The sequence below is a fragment of the Phenylobacterium sp. genome (assembly GCF_030680185.1).
Taxonomy (GTDB): Bacteria; Pseudomonadota; Alphaproteobacteria; order Caulobacterales; family Caulobacteraceae; genus Phenylobacterium.
In genome coordinates this window covers 45,066-58,107 of the sequence record NZ_JAUXVZ010000054.1, presented here as the reverse complement: position 1 = coordinate 58,107, position 13,042 = coordinate 45,066, and the positions used below count along the sequence as shown (strand labels likewise).

At 67.4% G+C, this 13,042-nt stretch carries 18 protein-coding genes and 1 tRNA gene; 3 read left to right on the top strand and 16 right to left on the bottom strand.

Annotated elements, in window-relative coordinates; translation table 11 throughout:
- Positions 1 to 2: 2 nt before the first annotated feature.
- A complete protein-coding gene (locus tag Q8L83_RS13580; protein WP_305287794.1) occupies positions 3 to 1,034 on the bottom strand; it encodes a COX15/CtaA family protein in 1,032 nt (343 codons plus the stop codon).
- Positions 1,035 to 1,200: 166 nt separating this feature from the next.
- On the opposite strand from Q8L83_RS13580, the gene Q8L83_RS13575 reads away from it, so the two are divergent.
- The gene (locus tag Q8L83_RS13575) at positions 1,201 to 1,449 is read left to right on the top strand and encodes a GlsB/YeaQ/YmgE family stress response membrane protein (RefSeq protein ID WP_305287792.1); all 249 of its coding nucleotides are present in this window, start codon (positions 1,201 to 1,203) and stop codon (positions 1,447 to 1,449) included.
- A gap of 67 nt (positions 1,450 to 1,516) precedes the next feature.
- Positions 1,517 to 1,714 (top strand): DUF2842 domain-containing protein, encoded by a 198-nt coding sequence (locus Q8L83_RS13570; protein WP_305287790.1) that lies wholly within the window; start codon positions 1,517 to 1,519, stop codon positions 1,712 to 1,714.
- 68 nt (positions 1,715 to 1,782) lie between these two features.
- Here the strand turns inward: Q8L83_RS13570 and Q8L83_RS13565 are convergent.
- The 7 genes from Q8L83_RS13565 to Q8L83_RS13535 all read right to left on the bottom strand — a co-directional run bounded on the left by Q8L83_RS13565 (position 1,783) and on the right by Q8L83_RS13535 (position 5,916).
- Positions 1,783 to 1,859, bottom strand: a tRNA-Pro gene (locus tag Q8L83_RS13565).
- A 59-nt stretch (positions 1,860 to 1,918) separates the two neighbouring features.
- Positions 1,919 to 2,326 (bottom strand): MerR family transcriptional regulator, encoded by a 408-nt coding sequence (locus tag Q8L83_RS13560; RefSeq protein WP_305287788.1) that lies wholly within the window; start codon positions 2,324 to 2,326, stop codon positions 1,919 to 1,921.
- A gap of 3 nt (positions 2,327 to 2,329) precedes the next feature.
- The gene (locus tag Q8L83_RS13555) at positions 2,330 to 2,638 is read right to left on the bottom strand and encodes an integration host factor subunit alpha (RefSeq protein WP_300578845.1); all 309 of its coding nucleotides are present in this window, start codon (positions 2,636 to 2,638) and stop codon (positions 2,330 to 2,332) included.
- A gap of 92 nt (positions 2,639 to 2,730) precedes the next feature.
- Positions 2,731 to 3,711, bottom strand: coding sequence for a beta-ketoacyl-ACP synthase III (locus tag Q8L83_RS13550; protein ID WP_305287786.1), 981 nt, complete (start codon positions 3,709 to 3,711; stop codon positions 2,731 to 2,733).
- Position 3,712: 1 nt separating this feature from the next.
- Complete coding sequence (plsX, locus tag Q8L83_RS13545; RefSeq protein WP_305287784.1) at positions 3,713 to 4,765, bottom strand: phosphate acyltransferase PlsX; 1,053 nt, start codon at positions 4,763 to 4,765, stop codon at positions 3,713 to 3,715.
- 63 nt (positions 4,766 to 4,828) lie between these two features.
- Positions 4,829 to 5,347, bottom strand: a complete 519-nt coding sequence (locus Q8L83_RS13540) for a DUF177 domain-containing protein (protein WP_305287782.1) — start codon at positions 5,345 to 5,347, stop codon at positions 4,829 to 4,831.
- On the bottom strand, positions 5,344 to 5,916 hold the full coding sequence (locus Q8L83_RS13535) for a ubiquinol-cytochrome C chaperone family protein (protein ID WP_370868399.1): 573 nt from the start codon (positions 5,914 to 5,916) through the stop codon (positions 5,344 to 5,346). Before Q8L83_RS13535 ends, Q8L83_RS13540 begins: the two co-directional genes overlap by 4 nt.
- A 63-nt stretch (positions 5,917 to 5,979) precedes the next feature.
- On the opposite strand from Q8L83_RS13535, the gene Q8L83_RS13530 reads away from it, so the two are divergent.
- Positions 5,980 to 6,462: an outer membrane protein assembly factor BamE gene (locus tag Q8L83_RS13530; RefSeq protein ID WP_305287780.1), complete on the top strand. Its 483-nt coding sequence runs from the start codon at positions 5,980 to 5,982 to the stop codon at positions 6,460 to 6,462.
- 84 nt (positions 6,463 to 6,546) lie between these two features.
- On the opposite strand, the gene Q8L83_RS13525 is transcribed toward Q8L83_RS13530, so the two are convergent.
- From Q8L83_RS13525 to nrdR, 8 genes are all read right to left on the bottom strand, one after another.
- A complete protein-coding gene (locus Q8L83_RS13525) occupies positions 6,547 to 8,670 on the bottom strand; it encodes a sodium-translocating pyrophosphatase (protein WP_305287778.1) in 2,124 nt (707 codons plus the stop codon).
- Between the two features lie 203 nt (positions 8,671 to 8,873).
- Complete coding sequence (locus tag Q8L83_RS13520) at positions 8,874 to 9,308, bottom strand: hypothetical protein (RefSeq protein WP_305287776.1); 435 nt, start codon at positions 9,306 to 9,308, stop codon at positions 8,874 to 8,876.
- 58 nt (positions 9,309 to 9,366) lie between these two features.
- Entirely contained in the window at positions 9,367 to 10,413 is a 1,047-nt protein-coding gene (thiL, locus tag Q8L83_RS13515) for a thiamine-phosphate kinase (RefSeq protein ID WP_370868398.1), read from the bottom strand.
- Positions 10,322 to 10,795: a transcription antitermination factor NusB gene (gene nusB, locus Q8L83_RS13510; RefSeq protein WP_305287772.1), complete on the bottom strand. Its 474-nt coding sequence runs from the start codon at positions 10,793 to 10,795 to the stop codon at positions 10,322 to 10,324. The genes thiL and nusB overlap by 92 nt, the downstream gene beginning before the upstream one ends.
- Entirely contained in the window at positions 10,792 to 11,253 is a 462-nt protein-coding gene (gene ribH, locus Q8L83_RS13505) for a 6,7-dimethyl-8-ribityllumazine synthase (protein ID WP_305287771.1), read from the bottom strand. Before ribH ends, nusB begins: the two co-directional genes overlap by 4 nt.
- Before the next feature lie 44 nt (positions 11,254 to 11,297).
- The gene (locus Q8L83_RS13500) at positions 11,298 to 11,888 is read right to left on the bottom strand and encodes a riboflavin synthase (protein ID WP_305287769.1); all 591 of its coding nucleotides are present in this window, start codon (positions 11,886 to 11,888) and stop codon (positions 11,298 to 11,300) included.
- Entirely contained in the window at positions 11,889 to 12,530 is a 642-nt protein-coding gene (locus Q8L83_RS13495) for a RibD family protein (protein ID WP_305287767.1), read from the bottom strand.
- 24 nt (positions 12,531 to 12,554) lie between these two features.
- Complete coding sequence (gene nrdR / locus Q8L83_RS13490) at positions 12,555 to 13,028, bottom strand: transcriptional regulator NrdR (RefSeq protein ID WP_305287765.1); 474 nt, start codon at positions 13,026 to 13,028, stop codon at positions 12,555 to 12,557.
- Between the last annotated feature and the right edge of the window lie 14 nt (positions 13,029 to 13,042).

Here is a 13,042-nt window from a genome sequence, read left to right as displayed (position 1 = left end):
CTCTAGACGCGGCGGATGCGCCAGGCGAAGGCGGTCGCCAGACCCAGCACCACGGCGGCCATCAGCTGGTGCAGCATGCCTAGCCACAGGGGCACGGCCAGCATCAGGGTGGCGATCCCCAGCAGGGCCTGCAGCAGGGTGGCGTGCGTGGTGGCCATTATCAGCCGCTTGGCCGGCGGCGGCACATAGTTGGTCCGTCGGGCGCTGATCGCCATCCAGATGACGGCGATGGTCAGCACATAGCCGCCCAGACGGTGATGAAGCTGCACCGCGCCCTGGCTGTGGGCCAGCGTGCCCCAGAGCCCGTCACCGGCGTAGTCTCGGGGGAAGAGCGTGCCGTTCATCAGCGGCCAGTCGTTGTAGACGAGGCCTGCATCGTTGCCGGCCACCAGGGCGCCCAGCAGAATCTGGATGAAGATCAGGCCCATCAAACCCAGGGCCAGCGCGCTCCAGGGGCTGGGCAAGGGCTGTCGCGCCTCCCCGCGCCAGGCGTCCAGCGCCGTCCAGATCAGGGTGGCGAACAGGATGAAGGCCAGGCCCAGATGGACCATCAGCCGCTCGGGCGCCACCGAGACCCGGTCCGCCAGCCCGCTGGCCACCATCCACCAGCCGATCGCGCCTTGCAGCCCGCCCAGCGCCAGCAGGCCGACGCAGCGCAGGATCAGCCGCTTGGGAATCTCTCGTCGCGCCAGGAAGTAGACGAACGGCAGGGCGTAGACGAGGCCCACCAGCCGCCCGAGGAACCGGTGCGCCCATTCCCACCAATAGATGGTCTTGAACTCGTCAAGGCTCATGCCCCGGTTGACCTGCTGGTACTGGGGGATTTCCCGATACTTGGCGAACTCGGCGTTCCAGTGCGCGTCCGACATCGGCGGCAGGGCGCCGGTGACGGGCTTCCATTCGGTGATGGAGAGGCCGGAGTCCGTCAGGCGAGTCGCGCCGCCGACCACCACCATCGCAAGCACGAGAGCAGCCACGATGGCGAGCCAGATAGCGACCGGCGTCGACCGGTCCGAGCGCAGGAAAGAGGTCATTACGGCGAGATCGCGCCTCTTTTGGGTTTAAGTTGGGCCATGGGCTAAAGCACGGGAGGATTTCCGTCCATGCCTTGTCCGCTTCCCAGGAAATTGGGAACCCCCCAAGCTTGACCGCATTCAGGGTGGGCGGCGTCTTCAGCCGTCTTCTGGGAGGGATATAGCCATGAGCGGCGTCGGAATTCTGAGCGCGATCATCATCGGCATCTTCGCCGGCTGGATCGCCGAAAAGATCATGAAGCGCAACCACGGGCTCTTCACCAATCTGCTGGTGGGTCTGGTCGGCGCCTTGATCGGCAGCTTCATCGCCAACCTGATCAACTTCCCCTTCAGCGGCTTCATCGGCAGCCTGCTCGTCTCCACGATCGGCGCAGTCCTGCTTCTGGCCCTCCTGGGTCTGATCCGCCGGAAGTGACATGCCCCCGGCGCGCGCCCTATAGGAGGTGCGCGCCGATCCGGCGCGAGGTTCGATGGGGCTTTCCATGAGCGCGCGCCAACGCAAGCTGGTCGGCATGTTCGTCATCATCGCCTTCGTGGCCGCCTATGCCGTGGCCGCCGTCGCCATCGGCGAGCGTCTGCCCGACAACATTGCGATCCAGGCCCTGTTCTACGGCGTTGTCGGCCTGGCCTGGGGCGTGCCGATCCTGCCGCTCATCTCATGGATGAACCGCGGCCGCTGAGCGACGCCCCGCTGCACGCGGCGATAGATTTCATATGACGTTTGTTTCGACCCCGCCCATTCAGGCGATGGTCGGAGCGGCGGGATTCGAACCCACGACCCCTTGACCCCCAGTCAAGTGCGCTACCAGGCTGCGCTACGCTCCGTCGCCAGCGGCGAGGTCGCGTCTTATAGGCGGGCGCCTGCGGCCCGGCAACCCGCAAAGTCAGGCCTGTTGGCCGTCGTCCCCAAGCAGCCGATCCAGCCTCGCCTTCGCCGCCTCAAGGTCTTCCAGAACAAGGGCCAGGCGGTCTCGGATCTCAGAGTCCGCAAGGCCGCTGTCGGGGGCCGTCGGCCCCGGATCGACGCCCGATTCGTCCAGGAGCCGGCGCAGGCCCTGGTCCTTATGGAGCTTCTGGACGCCCTTGATCGTGTAGCCTTCGTCGTGCAGCAGCCGCCGCACGCCCTGCAGGACGGCGATATCCTGGGGTCGGTAGAACCGGCGCCCCCCGGCCCGCTTCATGGGGCGAATGAAAGAGAACTTGGTCTCCCAGAACCGCAGCACGTGCTGGGGCACGTCCAGCTCCTCAGCCGCTTCCGAAATCGTCCGGAAGGCTTCGGGGCCCTTGGCCACGACCTAGTCTTCCTCTGCGAGCGCCTTATCGACCCTCGCCTTCATCACCTGGGACGCGCGGAAACCGATCACCCGGCGCGGCTCGATGGCCGCCGGCTCCCCGGTCTTGGGATTGCGACCCATGCGCGCGCGCTTGGCGCGGACCTGAAAGACGCCGAACCCGGAAAGCTTGACCTGTTCACCGGCCTCCAGGGCCTGGATCATCAGTTCGAGAGTGCGTTCGACGAGCGTCGCGCAGTCCTGGCGAGACAGTCCGACCTCGTCGTGAACCGCCTCGCAAAGATCAGCTCGCGTCAAAGTCGAGCCCTTCATGCGTACCCTGCCCCCGGACAAAACTACTGGTCCCCTCATGCCGTGATTGTCGGGCAAGGTCAAAGGGTTCCAGTCCAGTTCTGTGCCCAGGTTCAGAAGCGCAGCACGCAGGCGCCCCAGGTCAGACCGCCGCCCATGGCCTCCAGCAACAACAGGTCGCCCGGTTTGATGCGTCCGTCTCCCACCGCGACGGCCATGGCCAGCGGGATCGAGGCGGCCGAGGTGTTGGCGTGATCGGCCACCGTGGTGATCACCTTGGATTCGGGAATGCCCAGGCGGCGCGCCACCCCCTCGAGGATCCGCATATTGGCCTGATGCGGCACGAACCAGTCTACGGCGGCGACATCGATCCCGGCGTCGGCGGCCGCAGCCGTCACGGCCTCGGAGATGTTGACCACGGCGTGGCGGAACACCTGGTTGCCCTGCATCCGCAGCTTGCCGACCTCGCCATTGGTCGAAGGGCCGCCGTCCACATAGAGGAGGTCCTGCTTGGTTCCGTCGGCGCGCAGGGCGAAGCCCAGCAGGCCGCGATCGTCCGTGGTCCCCGCGCCGGCCACGGGCTCGAGCACCACGGCGCCGGCGCCATCGCCGAACAGGACGCAGGTGCCCCGATCAGTCCAGTCCATCAGCCGCGTCATGGCCTCGGCGCCGATCACCAGGGCGCACTTGGATCGGCCATGGGCGACGAAGCCGTCGGCCACCGACAGGGCGTAGACGAAGCCCGAGCAGACCGCCTGGATGTCGAAAGCGATGCCCACCGGACACCCCAGCTTGCGCTGGACGATGGCCGCGGTCGCCGGAAAGGTCAGGTCCGGGGTCGTGGTGGCGACGATGATCAGGTCGATATCGTCCGGCGTGCGGCCAGCCGCGGCCAGGGCCTTACGGGCGGCCTCGACCGCCAGGTCGGAGACGGCCTGGTCCGGCCCCGCGCGATGGCGCTTCTGGATGCCGGTGCGCTCGCGAATCCATTCGTCGCTGGTGTCGACGAAGCGAGACAGATCGTCATTGGTGACGACCTCGTCGGGCAGATAGCCACCCACGCCGGTGACAGCGCTGCGAAGCACGGAACTCAACTCACTCGCCTCCCTGGCCCGCGGGCGGCGGCGGACTGGCGCCGAAGCCGAGACGGGTCATGCTTCGTGTAATCTCGGCGGCGAAGTCGTTCCGCGCCAGATCCGCGGCCACCTGGATTGCATCGGCGAAATCGCGAACCTCGGCGCCGCCGTGGCTCTTGACCACCACACCATTGAGGCCAAGCAGGGGCGCTGCGGCCGGCGGGCTGAGCTTTTCACGGAAGGCCAGCAGCGCCTTTCGGGCCATCATCGCCCCAAGCTTGGACGGCAGGCTCGACATCAGGGCGGCGCGCAGCTCGCTGGTGATGAACTTGGCCACGCCTTCGGCGGTCTTCAGGGCGACATTGCCGGTGAAGCCGTCGGTGACGACCACATCGACGACGCCGCGGGTCAGGTCGTCGCCCTCGACGAAGCCGTAATAGTTCAGGCCAAAGCCGCCCTCCCGCAACATCCGGTGGGCCTCGCGGACCTCTTCATGGCCCTTGATGTCTTCCGAGCCGACGTTGAGCAGACCGATGCTGGGGCGCTCCACCCCATGGGCGGCGCGGTGGAAGGCCTCGCCCAGGATGGCGAACTCCACCAGCCGTTCGGCGTCGCAATCCACATTGGCGCCCACATCCAGCACCGTGGTGAAACCTGAGACGGTCGGCCAGCTGGCCGTCAGGCAGGGGCGGTCCAGATCTGCGCTCATCCGCAGGACCAGCTTGGAGATCGCCATCAGCGCGCCGGTGTTGCCGGCCGAGACCGCGCCCTGGGCTTCGCCGAGCTTCACCGCCTCGACGGCGTTCCACATGCTTGAGCCCTTGCCCCGACGCAGGGCCGTGGCGGGCTTTTCCTCGCTGGCCACCACCTTGTCGGTGTGGCGAACCTCGACCCTGCCGGTCAGTTGCGGCAGGCGGGCCAGTTCTGGTTCGATGAGAGCGGCGTCCCCATGGGCCAGGAAGCGCAAGCCCTCCCCCATCTTGCCGGCGGCGCGGGCCAGGGCCGGGATGGTGACGGCTGGACCGTGATCGCCGCCCATGGCGTCGACGGATATGGTGACCGATTGGCTCACGACGTGAATTCAGCCCCTGTTCGCCGCAGATCCGCGGCGTTGTGCCCGGCGCATGGCCGAGGATCACCCATTGTCGTCCTTAAGCCGCTTAAGCACGGCGAAGGGCGAGTCGTCATCCTGCGGCGGCGTGTAGTCGAAGGTTTCTCCCGGCAGTCGGGGAAAGGGGTCGATCTCCACGGCCAGGTGTTCGATCACATAGGCGGCGAGATCGATCGTGTCGCCCTCAAGGATTTCCGGCGGATCGGGCGAGTCGGGATCAAGCTCGATCTCGACCTCCGGGTCGGGCGCGTTCGGGCTTCCGGCGGGCACAAGCCGAACCTCGATCGGCCCCTCGACCGTCTGATCGAAGACCTCCAGCGACAGTCCGGATTCCTGCTCGACCACGGCCTGGAACCGGCCGCCGATCTCCACCCCATCGAGCCAGGTTCGCAGCCGCAGGTCCGCGCTGAGGCTCTTGATCGCCCGCACGCCCAGTTGCGGCGCCAGCGCCTTGAGGATGGCCGCCTCTGGCTCCAGGCGCAGGGTCACCGGGCCACGGGCCAGCGCGCCCATCTTGAACGGGTGGCTCCAGATTTCGGTCACGGCGCCACCCAGGTGACATCGCCGGCGACGAGCGCGTCCAAGGGCTGGTCGGCCAGGGCCTGACGCTGCCGCAGGACGTAGGCCACCATGTCCTGCGTCGGCGCATCGGCGGCTTCGGCATAGACTGTCCGCCCGACCAGCGCCGCCAGGGCCGTCTCATCCGGCAGAGCCGCCAGGGCGGCCTCGTAGGATTTGACCCGGCCATAGAAGGCCTCGCCCAGCTTGCGCATCTTCTTGCCCACCGACAGGTCGCCGACCCCCATCTCGCGCAGGGCGTCATCCAGGGCCGAGACATAGGCGTCGAACAGGGCCTGGGCGGTATCGGCCGCCGGCTCTCCCTGCCGCTTCAGGCGGTCCAGCAGCAGGACCACGTGCAGGGAGTAGAGCTCGAACCGGCCCTCCACCGTGTCAGGGGCGCCGAGGCGGCTGTAAAAGTCGGGCTGACGGGCCTGAGATACGACCTCGGCATAGAGCTTCTGCCCGGCGACCTTCGCGGGTTTGGGACGAAAGAGACGCTCCAGGATCATCTTGGCCTCGATTTCGCCGCCACAGGGCTTTAACGGCGGCATTGAACTAAGGCCCCGCGGGCGATAGGTCAAAGTCTTGAAGTCTTGAACAGGTCCGGTTCCCACATGTTTCGCCGTGTCGCCTTCGCCGCCCTTACGGTCGGCCTGCTGACCACCAGCGCCTGCGCGCCGATGACCACCTATTCCGGATTCCAGGCCATCGACGCCAATCCGAAGGACGTCAAGGTCGGCGAGGACACCAAGTCCACGGTTCGCGGCAGCCTCGGCTCGCCCTCGGCCACCTCGACTTTCGAGGACGATATCTGGTTCTATATCGCCCAGGTGAAGGAGCGCGTGGCCTTCCGGCGCGGCCAGGTGGTCAACCGCGAGGTGGTGTCGATCACCTTCAATCCCGACACCGAGGTCGTGGAGAAGGTAGACCACTACACCCTCGAGGACGGCAAGGTGATCGCCTACAATGATCGCGAGACGCCGACCCGCGGCCGTGAGTTGACGGTGCTGGAACAGCTGCTCGGCAATGTGGGCCGTGGCGGCATGCTGCCCCGGGATGACGAAGGGGTGCCCGGCACCCGCCCCGGCGACCGCTAGATCCGAGCTCAACTCAGAGCCGAAACGAGAAACGCCCCGGAGATCGCTCTCCGGGGCGTTCTTCGTTCTGGTTCGAGGCTGGGCCTATCCGACGCCGTGGGCGAGGACGGCCAGCAGCAGCAGGGCGACGATATTGGTGATCTTGATCATCGGGTTCACCGCAGGGCCTGCGGTGTCCTTATAGGGATCGCCAACGGTGTCGCCGGTGACGGCGGCCTTGTGCGCCTCCGACCCCTTGCCGCCGTGGTGGCCCTCTTCGATCAGCTTCTTGGCGTTGTCCCAGGCGCCGCCGCCCGACGTCATCGAAATCGCCACGAACAGGCCCGTGACGATCACCCCCATCAGCATGGCGCCGAGCGCCGAGAAGGCGTCGCCCTTGCCGGCGATGGCCATGATCACGAAGAAGAGCACCACGGGCGAGACGACCGGCAACAGGCTGGGCACGATCATCTCGCGGATGGCCGCCTTGGTCAGGATGTCGACGGCGCGCCCGTACTCCGGCTTGACCTCGCCGGTCATGATGCCGGGGTTCTCCTTGAACTGGCGGCGCACCTCGACGACCACGGCTTCGGCGGCCCGTCCCACGGCGGTCATGGACATGCCCCCGAACAGGAAGGGCAAGAGCCCCCCGAACAGCAGGCCGACCACGACATAGGGGTTGGACAGGTCGAAGGCGACCGGCGCCATTCCCTCGAAGAACGAACCGGGCTCGGCCGTGGCGATGAAGTAGCGCAGGTCCTCGGTATAGGCGGCGAACAGCACCAGGGCGCCGAGGCCGGCCGAGCCGATGGCGTAGCCCTTGGTGACGGCCTTCGTCGTATTGCCGACCGCGTCGAGGGCGTCGGTGGAGACGCGAACCTCGGCCGGCAGCCCGGCCATTTCAGCGATGCCGCCGGCGTTGTCGGTGACCGGGCCGAAAGCGTCCAGGGCCACGATGAAGCCCGCCAGGGACAGCATGGCCGTCGTGGCGATGGCGATGCCGAACAGGCCGGCCAGGCCATTGGCGACGATGATGCCGGCGACGATCACCAGGGCCGGAAGAGCCGTGGACTCCAGGCTGACGGCAAGGCCCTGAATGACATTGGTGCCATGGCCCGAGACGCTGGACTTGGCCACCGACTTCACCGGCCGGAAGGCCGTGCTGGTATAGTATTCGGTGATTACGACGATCGCCGCGGTGACAGCCAGGCCGACCAGTCCGCAATAGAACAGGGACATGCCGTCGAAGCTGCGCGCGCCGACGCTGACCACGCCCGGAAGCATGGTGGTGGTGACCCACCAGATGGCGCCCACCGATAACAGGCCCGTGACGATCAGCCCCTGATAGAGGGCGCCCATGATGTTGCGGGACTTGCCCAGGCGCACGAAGAACGTGCCGATGATCGAGGTGATGATACAGACCCCGCAGATGGCCAGGGGCAGCAGCATCATGGTCTCGACCGCCGCCGTGCCGCGGAAGAAGATCGCCGCCAGCACCATGGTGGCCACGGTGGTCACCGCATAGGTCTCGAACAGGTCCGCGGCCATGCCGGCGCAGTCGCCGACATTGTCGCCCACATTGTCGGCGATGGTGGCGGCGTTGCGCGGGTCATCCTCCGGGATGCCGGCCTCCACCTTGCCCACCATGTCGCCGCCCACGTCGGCGCCCTTGGTGAAGATGCCGCCGCCCAGCCGGGCGAAGATCGAGATCAGCGACGCGCCGAAGCCGAGGGCCACCAGGGAGTCGACCACGGTGCGGCTCGTCAACTCATGGCCGAGCGGCCCGGTGAGGACGAAGAAGTAGCCCGCCACGCCCACCAGGGCGAAGCCGGCCACCAGCATGCCGGTGACTGCGCCAGACCTGAAGGCGAGCGACAGGCCCTTCTCCAGGCTTTCCGAGGCCGCCTGGGCGGTTCGCACATTGGCCCGGACCGAGATCAGCATGCCGGCGAAGCCTGCGCCGCCCGACAGCACCGCGCCGATCACGAAGCCGATGGCCGGCTCCAGACCCAGCAGGAGCCAGACCGCGATCAGGATCACGACGCCGACCATGGCTATGGTGGTGTACTGACGTCGCAGATAGGCCTGGGCGCCTTCCTGGATCGCCGCAGCGATCTCCTGCATCCGTTCGTTGCCGGGCGAAGCCCGCATCAGAAATGCGGACTGGACGATGCCGTAAAGCACCGCCAGTAGGCCGGCGACAATCACCAGCGTAAGCACGAGACTCATCGTTTAAGCGCCCCTTTGATGGCGCGAGCCGGCTCTGGCTCGCCCCCGAATGGGAGCGGCCGCCGGTCGCTACGTTTCCTCTTGGGTGGGCCGACGTACGTGCGCCGACCCTTGTTCTTTCTAGCCCTGGGACTGTGCCAAGGTTGCCAGGGGGGCGCAACGGTTGTGGTTGGTGGCGCGCTCGCCCTCAGGGACGTCCGCGATCAAGCGCTGGGCGGCTTGGGGACGCCGGTGCGCCGCTTGGCCGTCTGGGACATGACGGAGACGGACTGGATGTCCTTCCCGCCCAGGCGCACCGCTTCCTTGAGCATCACCGACTTCAGCCGGGCGACGTCCAGACTCAGATAGTCTTCCTGGCTGGTGAACGGCGTCCGATGGCCCGCGCGCACCAGGGCGTCCCGAAAGAAGGGCTCACGCTCCCTGAGCTTCTGGATGTTCGCCACCTGCGACAGATTCAGCCGCACGGCGACGAAGACGTAGTTGACCACCAGATCGCGGACCACAACGGGCAGGGCGACCGGGGAGATGTCCACATACTGGCCGCCGGCCGCCTTCTCCTTCGGGGCCGCCCCGGCCGCAAGGCTGGGACCGGCCAGCAGGGCCATGGGCAAGGCGGAGATGAAAGCGCGGCGGAGCATGGCTGAAGCTTAGCTCCAACAGGGTTGCCGCAGTCTTTACGATGCTGCCGGCCAGGGCTCAGGGGTGGGTCCAACCCCTGCGGCCCGTCGACACAGGCTTGCCATCGATCAGGACCAGGACCCCCTCCCCGGCCTCGACCACGCCGATCACCGGCAGGCCGAGCCGCGCGCTGGCATCGGGCGGGGCGGTCAGGACGAGTTCGTAGTCATCCCCCGATGTGGCCAGCCTCATGAGCGCCTGCGAGCGATCCGGCTGCTCGGTCAGCCAGGCGGCGCCGGCGCGGGACAAGGGCATGCGTTCGAGATTCAGGCGAAGGGCTACGCCGCTGGCCCGGGCGATGTGGCCTGCATCGGCGATCAGGCCATCGGATACGTCCGCGCCGGCGCTCGCCTGATCCCGCAGGGGCTCGATCAGGTCCAGGCGGGGGCGCGGCAGGCGGTAGCGTTCGGCCAGATAGCCGTCAGGGTCACTCAACTGGGCCATGACCGCCTCAAGCCCCAACCCGCCATCGCCGATCGGGCCACTGACCATCACCAGGTCCCCTGGCTGCGCGCCGGACCGGCGCACCGCACGCCCCTGCGGAACCCAGCCCAGCAAGGTGAGGCTCGCCACCAGCGGACCCGCCGTCGAAACCGTGTCTCCCCCGAGCAGGCTCACGCCAAAGGTCTCGCCGTCCAGACGCAGGCCCTCGGCGAACAGCTGGCGTGCGGCGAAGTCGGTCCCCGAGGGCCAGGCCACGGCGAGGAAATAGCCGTAGGGCTCGGCGCCCATGGCCGCCAGATCCGACAGATTGGTTCGCAGGAGCTTCCGCGCCACGAGGTCGAGCGCTTCGCCAGGGGGGAAATGCACGCCCTCCACCAGGGCGTCCTTGGTCACCACCAGATCGAAGCCCGGGCGCTGCGGGATGACGGCGGCGTCGTCCAGCAGGCCCAGGGCCTCGGGCGCCCCGCGAGTCAGCGGCCGATAGAGCCGGGCGATCTGCTCGAACTCGTCCGGCTGGGCGGGGGCGTCCTCAGCCCCGGACATCCTGGGCCACGCCGTCGAGGGCGCCGTTGACGAAGCCAGGCTCGGGCCCCTCGAAGAAGGACTTGGCGAGTTCGACATATTCGTCGATCACCACCTCGGTGGGGATGTCGGTCCGCTCCACCAGCTCATAGGCGCCGGCCCGCAGGATGGCGCGGGCGGTGGCGTCCAGCCGGTCCAGCCGCCAGCCCTGGGCCAATCGCTTGACCACGGCCTTGTCCACATCGGCCTGGCGGGTGATCACGCCGCGCAGGAGCTCGGCGAAAAAGGTTTCGTCGGCCCCGCTCAGCGCAAAGCCCTCCACGTCGCGATCGAAGCGATGGTCGGAGAACTCGCGGATCACCGCCTCGACGCCGGCGCCGGACACTTCCATCTGATAGAGCGCCTGCACGACCGCCAGACGGGCGACCGAACGGGACTGGCGGGAAATGGGGCCGGTGGGAATGGGGATATCCTGGCTCATTGGTCGTGTCCCGACAGCCGCGCGCGGAGACTGATCATTTCAACGCAAGTCCTGGCCGCCGCCCCGCCGCGATCGCCCTGGCTCGCCCGAGCCCGTTCCCAGGCCTGGTCTTCTTCGTCGACCGTCAGGACGCCATTTCCGATGCACAGGCGGCGGCTCAAGGTCAGGTCCATGAGGCCGCGCGCCGATTCGTTGGCCATGATCTCGAAGTGGTAGGTCTCGCCACGGATAATGCAGCCCAGGGCCACATAGCCGTCATAGGCCACGCCGCCGCCGCTGCCCGACGCATCGGCGAAGGCGATGGCGCCTGGAATCTCCAGCTCGCCGGGCACGGTCACGACGTCGAATTCCACGTCATGGGCCGACAGCACATCGGTGGCCCCGGCCAGCAGGGCGTCGGCGATCTGGCCATGGAACCGCGCCTCGACCACGAGGACGCGCAGCTTCTCGTCTTGCATCACAAAATCCAGCGATCGCGGGAGGCGATCCAAGGGGACAGCCTTTAGGCGGTTTCGCGCCATCGCGCGAGATAGCGCGCCAGCATGTCGATCTCCAGATTGACCTTCGAGCCCACGACAAGCCGCCCCAGCGTGGTCACGTCCCAGGTGTGAGGGATCAGATTGACCCCGAACACATCGTCCTCCACCTCGTTCACGGTCAGGGAGACGCCCTCCACGGTGATCGACCCCTTGGGCGCGATATACCTATGCAGCGGCCGCGGCACGCGCACCTTCACGCGGTGCGAGCCGCCTTCGGACACGATGGAGATGATCTCGCCGACGCCGTCCACATGGCCCGAGACGATGTGGCCGCCCAGTTCGTCGCCGACCCGGGCCGAGCGTTCCAGATTGACAGGCCGTCCCTCGGTCCATTCACCGATTGTGGTTCGGTCCAGGGTCTCGCCGGAGACCTCGACGGCGAACCAGTTTGGCCCCTTCTCGACCACGGTCAGGCAGCAACCGGCGTGGGCGATGGAGGCGCCGATCTCGACCGTCGAGAGATCGAAGGCGGTCTCGATCTCGAACCTGCGGTCGCGATCGGTGTCGCGCACGGCGCGCACCTTGCCGACATCGGTGACAATTCCCGTGAACATTCAGATCCTTTCGTAGCGTTCCCAAAGGTCTTCGCCGAGGACGGAGACCTCGATTCGACGCAGGCGCGGGGCCTCATCGAGGCGTGAGAGACATAAGCCCCCGATAGCCGGGCGGCCCTCGTCGCCGATGATCTGCGGCCCCCGGAACCACTCCATGCGATCCACAAGCCCGCAGCGGAGAAAACTGGCCGCCACCTGCCCGCCCCCCTCGACGAACAGGCGCCTGAGGCCGCGGGCGGCAAGCATGGCGACGACGGCGGGCAAGTCTGGCCGTCCGTCGTCAAGCGCAGGCACCTGGATAATCTGGACGCCGGCCGCCAGCAGGGCCGGATCGGGCGCGCCCGTGGCGACCACATGAACGGGGATGTCCTGGGCCGAGCGCGCCAGGCGTGAAGTGGGCGGCAACCGCTGGCGACTATCGAGCACCACCCGCGCGGGCTGCGGCCCGGCATAGCCGGGCAGGCGCACGGTCAAATCCGGGTCATCCGCCAGGGCCGTCTCAGCGCCGACCAGGACCGCGTCATGTTCGGCGCGCAGTCGGTGGACCTCAGTCCGCGCCTCAGGCCCCGTGATCCAGCGGCTGTCGCCCTGGCCGGTGGCGATGCGACCGTCCAGGGATGTGGCGAGCTTCAACGTGATCATGGGCGAACGTCGGCGCAGCGCCCCTTAGCGCTCCTCGTCCGGGGCGTCGGACAAGCCCTCGCGCCCGAGGAAGTCGGCGAAGTCCCTGGTCTCGCGGAAGTCGCGATAGACTGAGGCGTAACGGACATAGGCCACGTCATCGAGGGTCTTGAGCGCCTTCATCACCAGTTCGCCGACCACTTCGGAGCCGATTTCGGTCTCGCCCATGCTCTCGAGCTGTCGCGTAATGCCATTGACCATCCGTTCGACCTGTTCGGGATCAATGGACCGCTTGCGGGTGGCGATGTCGATGGAGCGCAGCAGCTTTTCCCGCTCGAACGGCGTGCGCCGGCCAGACCGCTTGATCACGGTCAGCTCGCGCAGCTGGATGCGTTCGAATGTGGTGAACCGACCACCACAGGCCGGGCACAGCCGTCGACGTCGGATGGCCGCGCCGTCTTCCGACGGGCGGCTGTCCTTCACCTGGCTCTCAGTATGGCCGCAGAATGGGCATCGCATCAGGTCAGCCCCTC